This window comes from Ruegeria sp. BH8 (genome assembly GCF_056538065.1).
In genome coordinates, this window is sequence record NZ_JBQFSP010000001.1 from 847,445 (window position 1) to 860,829 (window position 13,385).

The following is a 13,385-nucleotide window of genomic DNA, read 5'->3' on the forward strand; positions in this document are numbered from 1 at the left end:
CGCTGGCATGAGCGACAACCCCTATCAGGACGACAAGGGCAACAAGGACGCATCGATTACCAACACGCAAGGTATCGGAACAATGACGCCTGCCCATCGTAAAAGCGGGACGACTCATCGCGTTGAAGGCGGCCCGTTTCTGATCGGCGACACCATGACCGGCGGTTATGGCAAAGGCCCGGATATCCTGCATGACTGCACCATTGCCGTGGACAAGGGTGAGATCGCCGTTATCGTCGGCCCCAACGGTGCGGGCAAGTCAACGGCGATGAAGGCCGTGTTTGGGATGCTGGATGTGCGCGCCGGCTCTGTACGTCTAGACGGCGAGGATATCACCAGCCTCACCCCACAAGATCGCGTGATCCGCGGTATGGGCTTTGTTCCTCAGACATCGAACATTTTCACCTCGATGACTGTCGAGGAAAATCTGGAAATGGGTGCCTTTATCCGTCACGACGATTTCTCGGACACGATGGAGCAGGTCTATGATCTGTTCCCAATTCTGCGTGACAAACGCAACCAACCTGCCGGCGAACTGTCTGGCGGTCAGCGCCAACAGGTTGCCGTGGGTCGCGCGCTGATGACGCAACCCAAGGTCCTGATGCTGGACGAGCCCACCGCAGGTGTCTCACCCATCGTGATGGATGAGCTTTTTGACCGCATCATCGAGGTCGCACGCACCGGCCTGCCGATCCTGATGGTTGAACAAAACGCCCGCCAGGCACTGGAGATTGCCGATAAGGGATATGTGCTGGTTCAGGGGCGAAACGCCTATACCGGTACGGGCAAGGAATTGCTGGCTGATCCGGAAGTGAGAAAGAGTTTCTTGGGCGGTTGAGGATGAGACAGCGCACAAACTCCCATTTGGTGCGCACCGTCCTCCTCATTCTAGCAGTGGGTTCGCAGAAACACGTTGCTTCAAGGAAAACAGTGTAGAAAATCACTGCATAACTAAGTGCAACCGCCTTCCTAATTCTCACCCCGCCGGATTGCTACAATATCCGGAGTCATTCGCGGCATGTGGACCTTTGACCGACATGTCATAGTGCAGGTTATCGAAATCCACCACAAAGGTCACCACGTCCTGATCCATGATATGCAGGAAGGTGAGCGAGTTCAGACCGGGAATAATCTGCGCCTCGCCCTTGATGTTTTCGGCCACGATGAACCCCTTGTCCGTCTCACCCGACCGCGCCAGAGTCACCGATCCCCCGTTTTTGTCGGAGAGGCAATTGACGACAAAATCCGCGCCATTCAGCGGGTCGTCGATTGCAGCTTGTACGAATGTGGGCATCAACAGGCCAGCCGTGATCAGCGCGGTAAATCTCATGAGTTTCTTCCTTCGGTTACTTATGCCTGCCCTCGCGCGCTATTACGCTCGCGAGATCAGCCTTATATTTCGGTACTGGCTGCGCTCGACAATCACATCTTCCGCAGCTCAACGAAGTGAACTTAGGAAAAACCCTTTCGTATCATAGACCTGAACCAGCTATTTCACCGGAACTTGAGGCCAGGTGAGGTGGTGTGCGCTCAGCTTGAGACAAAAACAATCTGGGGCCCTAGATTGGCAGACAAAACGGCCCGGCGCGGGTCACTTTGAACCTGAATCGCTCAACCCATGTCTGATTGTGTTTTCAATATGTCAGGATAATGGTGCGTTAAATTTGAGGACGTTAAACATGACTATTATTTATTTGTTTTAATGGCTCTTTCACGAGACCAAATCGGTTATTTTCACGCGTGATTCAAAGGGCAAAAAACACGCTTAAGTTCAATTTGTGACATAATGGAGCTTTAGGCGGGCCATCCACGCCGGTCGGGCCATATTACTGAACCAATGGCTCGACAGTTCGAAGGCGAATGCAAAATCGAAGACAAGGACCCGCAGACTATGAAACTCTGGATCGCTTTGCCGCTTGCCCTATTTTCGGCCACTCAGGCAGTAGCCGAAGAACGCCACCTATTGTGCACCTCCGACCGCGACGGCAGCGAAATCCGCCTTAGCCGTGCCGCGGACGGTGACAAAGGTAACATTGAAACCCCAATAGCCGCAGGCGATGCTGTGATCCTCAAAGGCGTGGGAAGCATGACGTTCATGTATATCGAAGGTCAGAACGTGATGACGCTGGTGGTTCAACTTGACGACATGTCCTATGATCTGTCTGTCAAAGGTCCCCATGCCGACGAAGATTTCGGCAAATGCCAAGACGTTCAGGCGTGACTTTGCATCCAAGCAATACTGCCGGGTGGCCACGCTGACCTCAAAAGTCGCGCGGCTTCACCTGCGCGTTTGGTTCTCGGAAACTCACAAGCCTTGCTGGTTCCGCGTTACCCTGGCAAAAAACGTTCGCCCAATTCGTTGAAAACCATAGCCGTGTGTTGAATTACCAATGGTACACATGCCATAAAGCCGCACCCGGACAGTGAGAAGAATTCATGGATTTACTGAACGCGTTGGTCACACTGGCCAACTTTGTCATCGTGCCTGCGATTGCCTATGGCAGCCAGCTGGCATTGGGAGCGCTTGGCGTGACCCTGATCTACGGCATCCTGCGGTTTTCGAACTTTGCCCATGGTGACACCATGGCCTTTGGGGCGATGATCGCTGTGCTTGTCACTTGGGGCTTACAGGCCGCTGGTGTCAGCTTTGGGCCGTTGCCGACTGCCCTGCTCGCCCTGCCCTTTGCCATCCTTGGCTGCATCCTGCTGGTGTTGGTCACGGACAGGCTGGTCTACCGCTTTTACCGCGAACAAAAGGCCAAGCCGGTTATCCTTGTGATCGTATCAATGGGTGTAATGTTCATCATGAACGGTTTGGTGCGCTTTATCATCGGGCCGGATGACCAAAAGTTTTCGGACGGTGCAAGATTCCTGATATCCGCGCGGGACTTCAAATCCATGACAGGCCTACAAGAGGGGCTGGCTATCAAGACCTCGCAAGGGATTACACTGATAGTGGCCGTTATTGCCGTGGCCTTGTTGTTCTGGTTCCTCAATAAAACACGAACCGGGAAATCGATGCGCGCCTATTCCGACAACGAGGATCTGGCGCTTTTGTCCGGCATCAACCCTGAACGTGTTGTGATGATCACCTGGATCATCGTGGCCGCCTTGGCGACCACAGCGGGTGTTCTTTACGGGTTGGACAAGAGCTTTAAACCCTTCGTCTATTTCCAGCTTCTGCTGCCGATATTCGCTTCGGCCATCGTGGGTGGCCTTGGTAACCCACTGGGCGCAATTGCCGGCGGGTTCATCATCGCGTTTTCCGAGGTGACGATCACCTATGCCTGGAAAAAAGTACTGACCTATGTGGCCCCCGAAAACCTGGAGCCGTCCGGATTGGTCCAGCTCCTGTCCACCGATTACAAATTCGCTGTCAGCTTTGTCATCCTGCTGATCGTGCTTCTGTTTAAGCCCACGGGCCTGTTCAAGGGAAAAGCAGTATGACCGAATCTGTCAAAAACACTCTGCTTTTCATAGCTGTTGGCAGTCTGATTCTGCTGACCGGTTTCACGCAAAGTTGGAACACTGCCGTTCTGATCCTGAACATGGGGCTGATCTCGGCCATCATGGCGATCGGTGTGAACCTGCAGTGGGGCTTTGCGGGCCTGTTTAACGTAGGGGTTATGGGCTTCGTCGCGCTGGGTGGTCTGGCCGTGGTTCTGGTTTCGACAGAGCCTACTCCGGGCGCCTGGGGCGCAGGCGGTTATGGTATCGTTCTGTCCTTGCTACTGGGGGCTGCCACCGTTGTTGCAGCCGTACTGGTGGCAACAAGAATACCCAAAGGCCGGGTGCAAACGCTCACAATAATCACTGTCCTTATCGTCGGCTTCTTCCTCTACCGGGCCGTGTTCGACCCCAATGTTGCCGCGGTCGAGGCCATTGACCCGGCGATTGCCGGTAACATCGGTGGACTGAACCTGCCCGTTCTGCTGGCCTGGCCTGCCGGAGGTCTGCTGGCTGCCGGAGCGGCGTGGCTGATTGGCAAAACCGCGCTAGGGCTGCGGTCAGATTATCTGGCAATTGCCACACTGGGTATCGCCGAGATTATCATCGCCGTCATGAAGAACGAGGACTGGTTGGCCCGCGGCGTGAAGAACGTCTATGGCATCCCGCGTCCCTCCCCGGTTGTCGGGTATGAAGTTGACTTGCAGCAAGATCCGGCTTTTCTTGCCCGCGCCGAATGGCTGGGGCTGGATCCGGTCACTGCATCCACCCTCTCGGTGAAACTTGGGTATTCGCTGCTGTTCATGCTGGTTCTTCTGGTGCTGCTCTGGATGGCGCAAATGGCGCTGAAAAGCCCGTGGGGCCGTATGATGCGCGCAATCCGCGACAATGAAATTGCAGCCGAAGCGATGGGCAAGGACGTCACCCGTCGCCACTTGCAGATTTTCGTATTAGGGTCGGCCATTTGCGGCATCGCAGGCGCGATGATGACCACTCTGGACGGACAGCTGACGCCGGGCACTTACAATCCGCTGCGCTTTACCTTCCTGGTTTGGGTCATGGTGATCGTTGGCGGTTCGGGCAACAACTTCGGGGCCGTTTTGGGTGCGTTCCTGATATGGTTCTTGTGGGTTCAGGTCGAACCGATTGGCTTGTGGTTGATGAGTGTTATCACTGCAGGCTTGCCGGATGGCAGCGCGCTGAAGGCACATCTTATTGATAGTGCCGCACATATGCGCCTGTTCACGATGGGCCTGATCCTGTTGATTGTTCTCAGATTCAGCCCAAGGGGTCTGATCCCCGAGAAATAGGTCCGCGCCACGTTCCAATGCGCAAAACCGCGCCACTTATCTGGCGCGGTTTCTTGATTCTTAAGGTTTTTCTGAATAAACGAACCCACCACAGTGTTTTCGATTTGCGGCAGGTTGCTGGCACTCACCCTCGCCTATGCCGTTTCAATCGATCAACAAGACGAGTAGACAAGAGTAGAAAATGAAAGCACCACATCTGAAATCACTCATTCTGTTTCCGGCTATTGCGGTTGCGGTATCCGCTTGTGTCCCCAGCCCCGAAGATCTTGAGACGACGCCCGTCAAGGTTCAGACACCTAAAGGTGTCGTGACCTGTCAGTTGTATCGTCAGGATCGCGTGACCTGGGACCGTGCAATCGACTTCCCAGCCACGAAGATGTCTGTTCCCGAGGCTGACGCCTATTGTCGCCAGGAAGGCCAACGCCGACTGAAGTAAACGCTGTAGCGCCCACCAAGGACGCTACGTTTTTACCTGTTGCGAAACAATCCGCCGAGGATACCGCGCACGATCCGGCGCCCGGTTGTGCCCTTAAGCTCTTTGATCACCGCTTCGGTCATTGCCGTGGCAAACGTGTCCTGCTTGCGCTCAACCCGGGAGGAGGACCGGCCGACCCGGCTGCCCGAATATCTGCGGGCCGAAGAATACTCGCGTTCGATCGGCGATTGCGCTTCAAGAACTTCGTCGGATTCGGCCAGTTCTGCGGCATTGGCCGCAGCTTGGGCCCGCGCCTGAAGAATCTCGAAGGCAGATTTTCGATCTACGCTCTTGTCGTATTTTCCTGCCATCGCCGAGGCGGCAAGGATATCCCGGCGTTCGGCATCTGAAATTGGCCCCAGCTGAGATCCCGGCGGACGAATAAGCGTACGCTCGACCACGCCCGGAACACCTTTCTTTTGCAGCATTGAGGTGACGGCCTCCCCCACACCGACTTCGCGAATTGCCGTTTCCGTGTTAAAAGTCGGGTTCTCGCGATAGGTTTCAGCGGCCAGCCGCAGGTTCTTTCGGTCCCGCGCCGTGAATGCCCTTAATGCGTGCTGTATACGGTTGCCCAGCTGTCCAAGAATATCTTCCGGGATATCGGCGGGGCTCTGAGTAATGAAGTATACACCCACACCCTTTGAACGGATCAGGCGGGCGACCTGTTCGACCTTGTCCACCAGAACCTTTGGCGCATCGTCGAACAACAGATGGGCTTCGTCAAAAAAGAACACCAGCTTTGGTTTTTCGGGGTCTCCGACCTCTGGCAGCTCTTCGAACAGTTCACTCAACAGCCACAACAGAAACGTTGCATATAGCCGTGGGGCTGCCATCAGCTGGTCTGATGCCAGAATGTTCACCATTCCGTACCCGTTTTCGTCAGTTCGCATCAGATCGGCCAAATCCAGCGCCGGTTCGCCAAACAGTTTTGTTCCGCCCTGATTCTCGAGAACCAACAGACGTCGCTGGATCGCCCCAATCGAGGACGTGGATACATTGCCGTATCGCAATGACAGTTGCGCCCGATTCTCTCCGATCCAGACCAGCAGCGCCTGTAGATCCTTGAGGTCCAGCAACGGCATCCCTTCTTCGTCGGCCACGCGGAATGCGATATTCAGGATACCTTCCTGCGCCTCGCTCAACTCCAGTAACCGCGACAGCAACAGCGGACCCATTTCCGTCACCGTCGTGCGCACTGGATGGCCCTGTTCACCGAACAAATCCCAGAATGTCACCGGGCAGGCAGAATAGGCAAAATCCTCGAACCCGATCCGACTGGCCCGGTCCTGAAAGGCCTGATGCAGTTTGTGGGCCTCGCTTCCGGGAAGGGCCAGACCAGACAGATCCCCTTTCACATCCGAGAGGAATACCGGGACACCCGCCTGAGAAAAACCTTCTGCAAGAATCTGCAATGTCACGGTTTTGCCGGTACCGGTTGCCCCGGCAATCAACCCGTGGCGGTTGGCATATTTCAACGCCAGTTCCTGCGGCTGGCCATAGTTTTCACCGCCACCGCCCAAAAAGATATTCGTGCCCATTAACATTGCCTTATTGTTCACCGATCTGCCGCCAGCATACAAAGTTAACCTTTGACTGCGATAGTCTATTTGCCTTGCATTGCGGGGCAGACTTCCTCCCTGTCGACTGGCCGTGCCTGCTGGCACGGCCTTTTTGGTTTGGCCATCGAATTATTATTCTGGCGCATAGATTAAAAAACGAGGATAGCTGTTGACCCGTGTGCGCCCCTTCCGTAGGGTTTGCGCATAAATAAGTCGGCCAGTCCGACGGGGAGAAACTTATGGGGAAGGGAGCTGGTCGAACAGCTCCCTTTTTCTAATCTCCGAAGGTGCGGTTCCAGGCCTCAGGCAAGAATCCGTTCACGTTCGCAAAGGCTGTTCTGTTAGTGCCTGACACTGGTTCAGAAGAGTGTTAAACGAAGCAAAAAGATCAATCATCAACCCGAGGCATTCATGTTCAAGAAAATCCTCTCGTTCAACACGGTCGCCGCTGTTCTGCTATCCGGCGCAGCGTATGCACAAGACACAACCACAACCGCGCCAGACGCCGGTCTGGACCTTGGTCAGGAAGGCCCCCGGGTCGGAGAACAGTTCGTAAAGGAAGAATTCGGCGATTGGGACGTATCCTGTATTAAGGCACAGGAAGGCGAGGATCCTTGCGCCATCGTTCAGGTTCTGGAGGGCAAAAATGGTGATCCGATCGCGGAAGTATCGATCGGGAAACTGCCGGAAGGTGGTGCCGCCGTTGCTTGGGCAAATGTGATCGTACCCCTCGAAACTTTGCTGCAAGCGCAACTGGCCCTGTCAATCGATGGCGCGCCGCGTAAATTGTACAACTATCACCAATGCGTTCCCGTGGGCTGCATCGCGCAACTGGGTCTTAGCCAAGGGGATATCGACGCGATGAAAGCTGGTACCAAAGCGACGTTTTCACTGGTTCCCGCCCGTTTCCCGGATCAGGTTCTTGAAATGGACATGTCGCTCTCCGGCTTCACATCGGGCTTTGACGCTCTGAACGTCAACACAAACTAAGAAATAACATCCGTGGAAGCCGCCGTATTATCAACGGCGGCTTTTTAACTAAACCCGCTTCAGGGCCAGTACGGCATTCAACCCACCAAAGGCGAATGCGTTGCTAAGCGCGACGTTGACCTTTGCTTCGCGTGCTTCGTTCGGGACCACGTCCAACGCGCATTCCGGGTCCGGTTCCTCATATCCAATCGTCGGTGCAATGACACCGTCCCGCAGTGCCATGATGCAGGCCAGCAGCTCAACAGCTCCGGTCCCGCCTATCAGGTGGCCGTGCATGGACTTCGTGGACGATATCATCAGATCGTCTGCGTGCGGCCCAAACACGTCGGCCACCGCTGCGCATTCGGTTTTGTCATTTGCAGCCGTTCCGGTGCCATGCGCGTTGATATAACCCACATCTTTTGCGTTCAGCTTCGCATCGGCCAAGGCACCGGCCATGGCACGCGCGGCCCCTTGTTTGCTGGGCATCACAATGTCCGAGGCATCCGATGACATGGCAAAGCCGACAACTTCGCACAGTATTTCGGCCCCTCGGGCGCGGGCGTGTTCGTATTCCTCAAAGACAAAGACGCCAGCCCCTTCGCCCTGCACCATTCCGTTGCGGTTGGCACTGAACGGGCGGCACGCGTCTTTCGACATCACGCGCAGCCCTTCCCAGGCTTTTACACCGCCGAAACACAACATCGATTCGGACCCGCCCGTAACCATGACCGGAGCCGCGCCGCTGCGCACCATCTGAAAAGCCTGAGCCATCGCATGGTTTGATGACGCACACGCCGTCGACACGGTGAAACTGGGGCCTTTTAGGTTATGTTCCATTGAAACATGACTGGCGGCGGCATTGTTCATGAGCTTTGGAACGACAAAGGGGTGTACCCTGTTCTTCCCGTCCTCATAAACGGAACGGTAATTGTCATCCCAGGTCGAAACACCACCGCCCGCGGTCCCCAGAACGACGCCTGATCTGGCCGCGAGTTCGCCGTGAAATTCGATGCCCGACTGTTCAATCGCCTCTTTGGCTGCTGTCAGGGTGAATTGCGTGAAGCGGTCGTACAGCGACATCTGCTGTCGGTTGAACCGCCCTTCCGCCTCGAAACCCCGGACCTGTCCGCCGATCTTGATGGCCAACCGATCAACATCCCGGAATTCAAGTTCCGAAATACCACAACGACCTTCGCGCATTGCTTCCAGCGTGTCAGGGACCGAATGGCCCAGCGAATTGATCGTACCTGCTCCGGTAATGACAACGCGTTTCATGAGCGTGTGTCAGACCTTTTCCGACACAAGCTTTTCGATCCCAGAGATGATCGCGGCCACATTGGAGATATCGAAGTCATTGGCCTCGGGCTCGTTGGCATTGAAAGGAATCGAAATGTCGAACTCTTCCTCGATGGCAAATATGCTTTCGACCAGCCCGAGGCTGTCGATACCCAGATCTTCCAGCGTGCTTTCGGGCGTTACATCCGATGGCTCCAGAACGGCCTGCTCTGCAATGATCGCGATGACGCGGTCGCTGATGCTCATGTCGATCCCCTGATTATCAGTTTGAGGTTGATTTAATCGCTCGGGGTCTGTTTGAAAACAGCCTTTTTCAATGCCTCGACGTCGCGTGCCATACGGGGCAAACGCCGTTGTGCCTTGTAGATGTCCGTATGCGTTTCCATTTTGACTCCGGGATACCCCATGATCACGCGACCAGCGGGTACGTTGGACAGTATCTTAGTGCCGCCACCGGCAATAACCCCATCCCCGATGAATATGTTGTCGACAACGCCGGTCTGACCGCCCAGAACCACGTTGTTTCCGATCTCAACCGAACCCGACACACCAGTCTGACCGCACAACAGGCAGTCCTGACCGACTCGGGTGTTGTGCCCGACATGGACCAGGTTATCCAACTTGGAACCGTGGCCAATATACGTATTTCGGATCGTGCCATTGTCGATTGTGCAATTCGCGCCAATTTCGACATCGTCACCGATTTCCACAGCACCCAGCGAGTGAATGCGCAGCCAGCTCTGAGCTTTGGCCTCACCCTGATCGCCCATTGTCTTGCGTACATTTTCGACGCCCGAGACTTCGGGGGTAACAAAACTGAACCCGTCCCCTCCGATCCGGGCACCGGGTTGCGCAATAAAACGATCTCCGATCTGCGCCCGTGCGCCAATGCTGACCATTTCGCGCAACACTGCTTGGTCGCCCAATATGGCGTCCATTCCCACGGTGCAATGTGCCCCTATGACAGAGCCTGCGCCGATCCGGGCGCGCGCTCCTACAACAACCAACGGTCCAATCGCCACGTCAGAACTGATTTCAGCTGTTGGATCGATCACGGCCGAGGGGTGAATCCCCGGCTCAACTCCTTGCCCACGGTCCAGCATGGAAGTGATGCCAGCCATCGCCATACGGGGACGTTTTACAAAAATCGCCGCACGCAATCCCATCGCCTGCCAGTCGGCGCCCTCCCAAAGGACGGCCGCACGAGCGGCTCCGTTGGTAAGCGCCTCGGCGTACTTCGGAGACATAGCCATCGCCAGATCTGTCGGGCCTGCATCGCCCGGTTCGGCGGCGCGCACAATCGTCAGGCCGCCATCGCCCTGACATTCGGCACCCAGAGACTCGGCAATCTGTTGTACGGTAAACTGCATGGCGGGCTTCCTTTTGGCAGGATTTGCCCTGTGCTTACCCCTGAACGTCCGGCAGGGCCACCCCTGCCTTTTGTAGGGCATCCCAAATCTTGCCGTCCCGCCCATAGACATCGCGACGATACTGCACTTCGCCTTTGGGCCCGATATAGGCCGTGCGGTAAATCAGATGCACCGGAACTTTCTGTTCCAAATTGACTTTGGTCTCTTTTCCGGTGTTCAGAACGCGATGGAAGAATGCCTTTGGATCTTCCTCTTGTTTGGCCAGCAAGGCGTAAGCAAATTCAAATGGCTGGGCCAAGCGGATACACCCATGTGAAAAGGCCCGAACTTCGCGCGAGAACAGGTTTTTCTGTGGAGTATCATGCAGATAGATGTTGTGCTTATTGGGGAACATGAACTTCACCAGACCCAGCGCATTGCTTTGGCTGGGCGGTTGACGCATTGCGAAGGGAAAATTGCTGGTCGTAAACTGGGTAAAGTCCACCGCACCCCGATCGACCTGCCTGCCGCTTCTGTCAGTTATCAGAATATGTCCCACGGAATTCGGGTTTGATTGCAGTTTCGGAAGGTATTCCTTGGTCACGATCGAGCGGGGAACATGCCAGCTTGGGTTGATCACCATATGCTCCATCTCATCCGAAAATTCCGGACTTCTTCGATCATGCACATTTTTACCGATGACTGCGCGGGTTTCAAAAGTGACTTGCCCTTCGTCCACGATCTTGGCCGTGAAGTCGGCTTGGTTCACAAGGATATGACGCGTGCCGCGTTCCCGAGGCAGCCAGCGTTCGCGTTCCAACGCAACGTAAACGGCTTTCAACCGGTCTGTGGCTGGACGGTTAATTTCGGCAATCGTCCCCTTGCCCGCCACACCATCGGTTTCAAGCCCATGCGCGGATTGAAAGGCACGAACGCCTTCAAGCAACGCGCTGTCGAAAGACGGGCTGGCGGACGGTTTCATGTAACCCATCACCACCAGACGGTCGCGCAGCTTGACAACATTCGGTCCCGTGTCGCCGTATTCCAGTTTGCTTTCGGGAACTGTTGGCCCCCATCCCCCTTGAAATACCAGCTTTTCCAAGGACAGCTTCTGCTTCATCAATGCGCGGTATTGATGTGATTGCGGCGCCAAGACTGTAAAGTAGGCCGCGCCCAGAGTGCTTATTCCCAGCAAATGCTCAACAGTGCTGCGTCGTTCTACGGACCGAACCAGCCCATCATCCACACTGCCGGGCCGGATTGCGCCCGCATAAAGCGCGTCGGCATATTCGACAAAGATACGGCTAAGTTCTGCTTCAACCGCACCGAGATCGCGCACCGAACGGGCCTTTTCCATCTTCTCCATCACGGCGGCAACAGTCGGCTCGGCCTGTGGAAGGCCGTGCAGATGCGCATTCGTAAGCGCATTGATCAGCGCCGCCCGGCGTTGAGTGTGTTCAGGCGTATCGCCGACCCAAAGCGGCAAAAACCCGTTTGCCCGGTAGAACTCAACCAGTTGCGGCGCCTGCTGAGTATGTTCAGCCATCGCCATCTGAAACGCAGTTCCTGGCGTAGCTTCAGACGACACATTGGCGACGGATGCGGTAGCCACGAAACACGCGGCAAACAGGATGCTGGTACTGGTGCGGAGAACAGAAAACATAGGATGGCCTTGGAATTCAATAGTTTGAACTGGTGATTTATACGTCGATCAACTATGCAGTCGTGCCAGAACGCTTGTCCACTCACGATATCCTTACCAAATCGCTTCTTCGTGGGCCTGATGCGCGTTTGCATCGGCTGCGCGGCCCAAAGCCCACAACTGCGAAATATTTGTGATGCTCTGTGGCAAATGCGCAAAAAACTGCCGAAATTTCCCCCTTGAAAAGGTAAAAATGAAACACTTCTTGGCCGTCGATTCCGATTGTGCCATAAATCCCGCATCTGGGATGGGAATAATTAAGACAGTGCACGTAACATCGTGTGCAGGCAGGAACAGTACGGGACGAAACCAAAATGACAGAGAGCAGTTCCTCGGGCTTGACCCGGCGTGCCCTATTGGGAGCGTTTGCAGCAACGGCAATCGCAGCAGCACCCACCTACTCCAACGCAGCAGGCTTTTTACGCGGTGGCGGCGATATTCGTCGCATTCGTATGTATTCCGGTCGCACTGGCGAACGGTTGGATATGATCTATTGGGTCGATGGTAAGTATATCAAGGACGCTGTCAAAGAAGTGAACAACTTCATGCGTGATTGGCGCACAGATCAGGTAAAATCCATCGATTTACGCACGATTGATATCATGGCGGCATCACACAGCTTGCTGGATGTCAACGAACCCTACATGCTGTTGTCCGGATATCGCTCACCTCAGACCAACGCAATGCTGCGTTCCCGATCCCGCCGTGTGGCGCGCAACTCGCTTCACATGGAAGGGCAAGCAGCTGATTTGCGCCTTGCCTCCCGCTCGGTATCGCAGATGGCCAAGGCGGCGATGTCGTGCCGCGCAGGCGGTGTTGGTCAGTATTATGGATCGAACTTCGTACACATGGATTGCGGCGTGGTTCGCACCTGGCGCGGGTAAAACCTGAACACATCGGTTCTGTTTGGAACTTTTGACTGACTGAGTTTCCCACTCGGTTTTCTAACATTTGTGGCGATTGGCGGCAGAGCCGCCAAATCAACTACTACAATAACTCCCGATACCCGACAGCGAATCCCTCCCTCAAATACTGCAACTCAGCAGTATTTTTGCACTCATGGGCCGTTGTGATGACTGCACGATCAACGCATTAAGCAATCCAATCGACAAGTCCGCTGCTCAGGGCTTCCGATTTCAATCCGACGTTGAATATTGGGTGGCGCACCTGAGAGGATTCGAACCTCTGGCCTCTGCCTTCGGAGGGCAGCGCTCTATCCAGCTGAGCTACAGGTGCCTTGGCCGTTAGCTAACCTTGTTCCAATCCGGGTGC

General features: G+C 55.3%; 13 protein-coding genes and 1 tRNA gene. 7 read left to right on the plus strand and 7 right to left on the minus strand.

Going from position 1 to position 13,385, the window contains the following annotated elements:
- Window positions 1–7: 7 nt before the first annotated feature.
- Window positions 8–838, plus strand: coding sequence for an ABC transporter ATP-binding protein (locus tag ACR0AD_RS04205; RefSeq protein WP_267366696.1), 831 nt, complete (start codon window positions 8–10; stop codon window positions 836–838).
- Between the two features lie 138 nt (window positions 839–976).
- On the opposite strand, the gene ACR0AD_RS04210 is transcribed toward ACR0AD_RS04205, so the two are convergent.
- Window positions 977–1,330, minus strand: coding sequence for a hypothetical protein (locus ACR0AD_RS04210; protein ID WP_480480909.1), 354 nt, complete (start codon window positions 1,328–1,330; stop codon window positions 977–979).
- A 561-nt stretch (window positions 1,331–1,891) separates the two neighbouring features.
- Here ACR0AD_RS04210 and ACR0AD_RS04215 point away from each other — a divergent pair.
- The 4 genes from ACR0AD_RS04215 (at window position 1,892) to ACR0AD_RS04230 (ending at window position 5,193) form a co-directional block, all read left to right on the plus strand.
- On the plus strand, window positions 1,892–2,221 hold the full coding sequence (locus ACR0AD_RS04215; protein WP_480480907.1) for a hypothetical protein: 330 nt from the start codon (window positions 1,892–1,894) through the stop codon (window positions 2,219–2,221).
- Between the two features lie 215 nt (window positions 2,222–2,436).
- The gene (locus tag ACR0AD_RS04220; RefSeq protein ID WP_267366195.1) at window positions 2,437–3,447 is read left to right on the plus strand and encodes a branched-chain amino acid ABC transporter permease; all 1,011 of its coding nucleotides are present in this window, start codon (window positions 2,437–2,439) and stop codon (window positions 3,445–3,447) included.
- Window positions 3,444–4,757 (plus strand): branched-chain amino acid ABC transporter permease, encoded by a 1,314-nt coding sequence (locus ACR0AD_RS04225; RefSeq protein ID WP_480480904.1) that lies wholly within the window; start codon window positions 3,444–3,446, stop codon window positions 4,755–4,757. The genes ACR0AD_RS04220 and ACR0AD_RS04225 overlap by 4 nt, the downstream gene beginning before the upstream one ends.
- A gap of 181 nt (window positions 4,758–4,938) precedes the next feature.
- Window positions 4,939–5,193, plus strand: coding sequence for a hypothetical protein (locus ACR0AD_RS04230; protein ID WP_209503910.1), 255 nt, complete (start codon window positions 4,939–4,941; stop codon window positions 5,191–5,193).
- Between the two features lie 32 nt (window positions 5,194–5,225).
- Here the strand turns inward: ACR0AD_RS04230 and ACR0AD_RS04235 are convergent, their stop codons facing one another.
- Window positions 5,226–6,773, minus strand: coding sequence for a helicase HerA-like domain-containing protein (locus ACR0AD_RS04235; RefSeq protein WP_480485623.1), 1,548 nt, complete (start codon window positions 6,771–6,773; stop codon window positions 5,226–5,228).
- Window positions 6,774–7,205: 432 nt separating this feature from the next.
- Between ACR0AD_RS04235 and ACR0AD_RS04240 the strand changes: the two genes are divergently transcribed.
- A complete protein-coding gene (locus ACR0AD_RS04240) occupies window positions 7,206–7,784 on the plus strand; it encodes an invasion associated locus B family protein (RefSeq protein ID WP_480480900.1) in 579 nt (192 codons plus the stop codon).
- 48 nt (window positions 7,785–7,832) lie between these two features.
- On the opposite strand, the gene ACR0AD_RS04245 is transcribed toward ACR0AD_RS04240, so the two are convergent.
- Genes ACR0AD_RS04245 through ACR0AD_RS04260 form a run of 4 tightly spaced genes read right to left on the minus strand, consistent with a single transcriptional unit; the run spans window position 7,833 to window position 12,074 of the window.
- On the minus strand, window positions 7,833–9,041 hold the full coding sequence (locus ACR0AD_RS04245; RefSeq protein ID WP_480485622.1) for a beta-ketoacyl-[acyl-carrier-protein] synthase family protein: 1,209 nt from the start codon (window positions 9,039–9,041) through the stop codon (window positions 7,833–7,835).
- A gap of 9 nt (window positions 9,042–9,050) precedes the next feature.
- The gene (locus ACR0AD_RS04250) at window positions 9,051–9,308 is read right to left on the minus strand and encodes an acyl carrier protein (RefSeq protein ID WP_171723262.1); all 258 of its coding nucleotides are present in this window, start codon (window positions 9,306–9,308) and stop codon (window positions 9,051–9,053) included.
- Window positions 9,309–9,340: 32 nt separating this feature from the next.
- A complete protein-coding gene (locus ACR0AD_RS04255) occupies window positions 9,341–10,432 on the minus strand; it encodes a UDP-3-O-(3-hydroxymyristoyl)glucosamine N-acyltransferase (RefSeq protein ID WP_480485621.1) in 1,092 nt (363 codons plus the stop codon).
- A 34-nt stretch (window positions 10,433–10,466) separates the two neighbouring features.
- Entirely contained in the window at window positions 10,467–12,074 is a 1,608-nt protein-coding gene (locus tag ACR0AD_RS04260) for a L,D-transpeptidase family protein (RefSeq protein ID WP_480480895.1), read from the minus strand.
- 353 nt (window positions 12,075–12,427) lie between these two features.
- Here ACR0AD_RS04260 and mepK point away from each other — a divergent pair, with 353 nt between their 5' ends.
- A complete protein-coding gene (mepK, locus tag ACR0AD_RS04265) occupies window positions 12,428–12,997 on the plus strand; it encodes a peptidoglycan L,D-endopeptidase MepK (protein ID WP_209503903.1) in 570 nt (189 codons plus the stop codon).
- A gap of 275 nt (window positions 12,998–13,272) precedes the next feature.
- On the opposite strand, the gene ACR0AD_RS04270 is transcribed toward mepK, so the two are convergent.
- A tRNA-Arg gene (locus ACR0AD_RS04270) sits at window positions 13,273–13,349 on the minus strand.
- Window positions 13,350–13,385: the final 36 nt, after the last annotated feature.

Bases quoted from the DNA above. Each gene is read 5' to 3' on its own strand.
- ACR0AD_RS04245 (WP_480485622.1), bottom strand. From the start codon at position 9,041: ATGAAACGCGTTGTCATTACCGGAGCAGGTACGATCAATTCGCTGGGC.
- ACR0AD_RS04255 (WP_480485621.1), bottom strand. From the start codon at position 10,432: ATGCAGTTTACCGTACAACAGATTGCCGAGTCTCTGGGTGCCGAATGT.
- ACR0AD_RS04235 (WP_480485623.1), bottom strand. From the start codon at position 6,773: ATGGGCACGAATATCTTTTTGGGCGGTGGCGGTGAAAACTATGGCCAG.
- ACR0AD_RS04225 (WP_480480904.1), top strand. From the start codon at position 3,444: ATGACCGAATCTGTCAAAAACACTCTGCTTTTCATAGCTGTTGGCAGT.
- ACR0AD_RS04240 (WP_480480900.1), top strand. From the start codon at position 7,206: ATGTTCAAGAAAATCCTCTCGTTCAACACGGTCGCCGCTGTTCTGCTA.
- ACR0AD_RS04250 (WP_171723262.1), bottom strand. From the start codon at position 9,308: ATGAGCATCAGCGACCGCGTCATCGCGATCATTGCAGAGCAGGCCGTT.
- ACR0AD_RS04210 (WP_480480909.1), bottom strand. From the start codon at position 1,330: ATGAGATTTACCGCGCTGATCACGGCTGGCCTGTTGATGCCCACATTC.
- ACR0AD_RS04260 (WP_480480895.1), bottom strand. From the start codon at position 12,074: ATGTTTTCTGTTCTCCGCACCAGTACCAGCATCCTGTTTGCCGCGTGT.
- ACR0AD_RS04220 (WP_267366195.1), top strand. From the start codon at position 2,437: ATGGATTTACTGAACGCGTTGGTCACACTGGCCAACTTTGTCATCGTG.
- ACR0AD_RS04230 (WP_209503910.1), top strand. From the start codon at position 4,939: ATGAAAGCACCACATCTGAAATCACTCATTCTGTTTCCGGCTATTGCG.
- mepK (WP_209503903.1), top strand. From the start codon at position 12,428: ATGACAGAGAGCAGTTCCTCGGGCTTGACCCGGCGTGCCCTATTGGGA.
- ACR0AD_RS04205 (WP_267366696.1), top strand. From the start codon at position 8: ATGAGCGACAACCCCTATCAGGACGACAAGGGCAACAAGGACGCATCG.
- ACR0AD_RS04215 (WP_480480907.1), top strand. From the start codon at position 1,892: ATGAAACTCTGGATCGCTTTGCCGCTTGCCCTATTTTCGGCCACTCAG.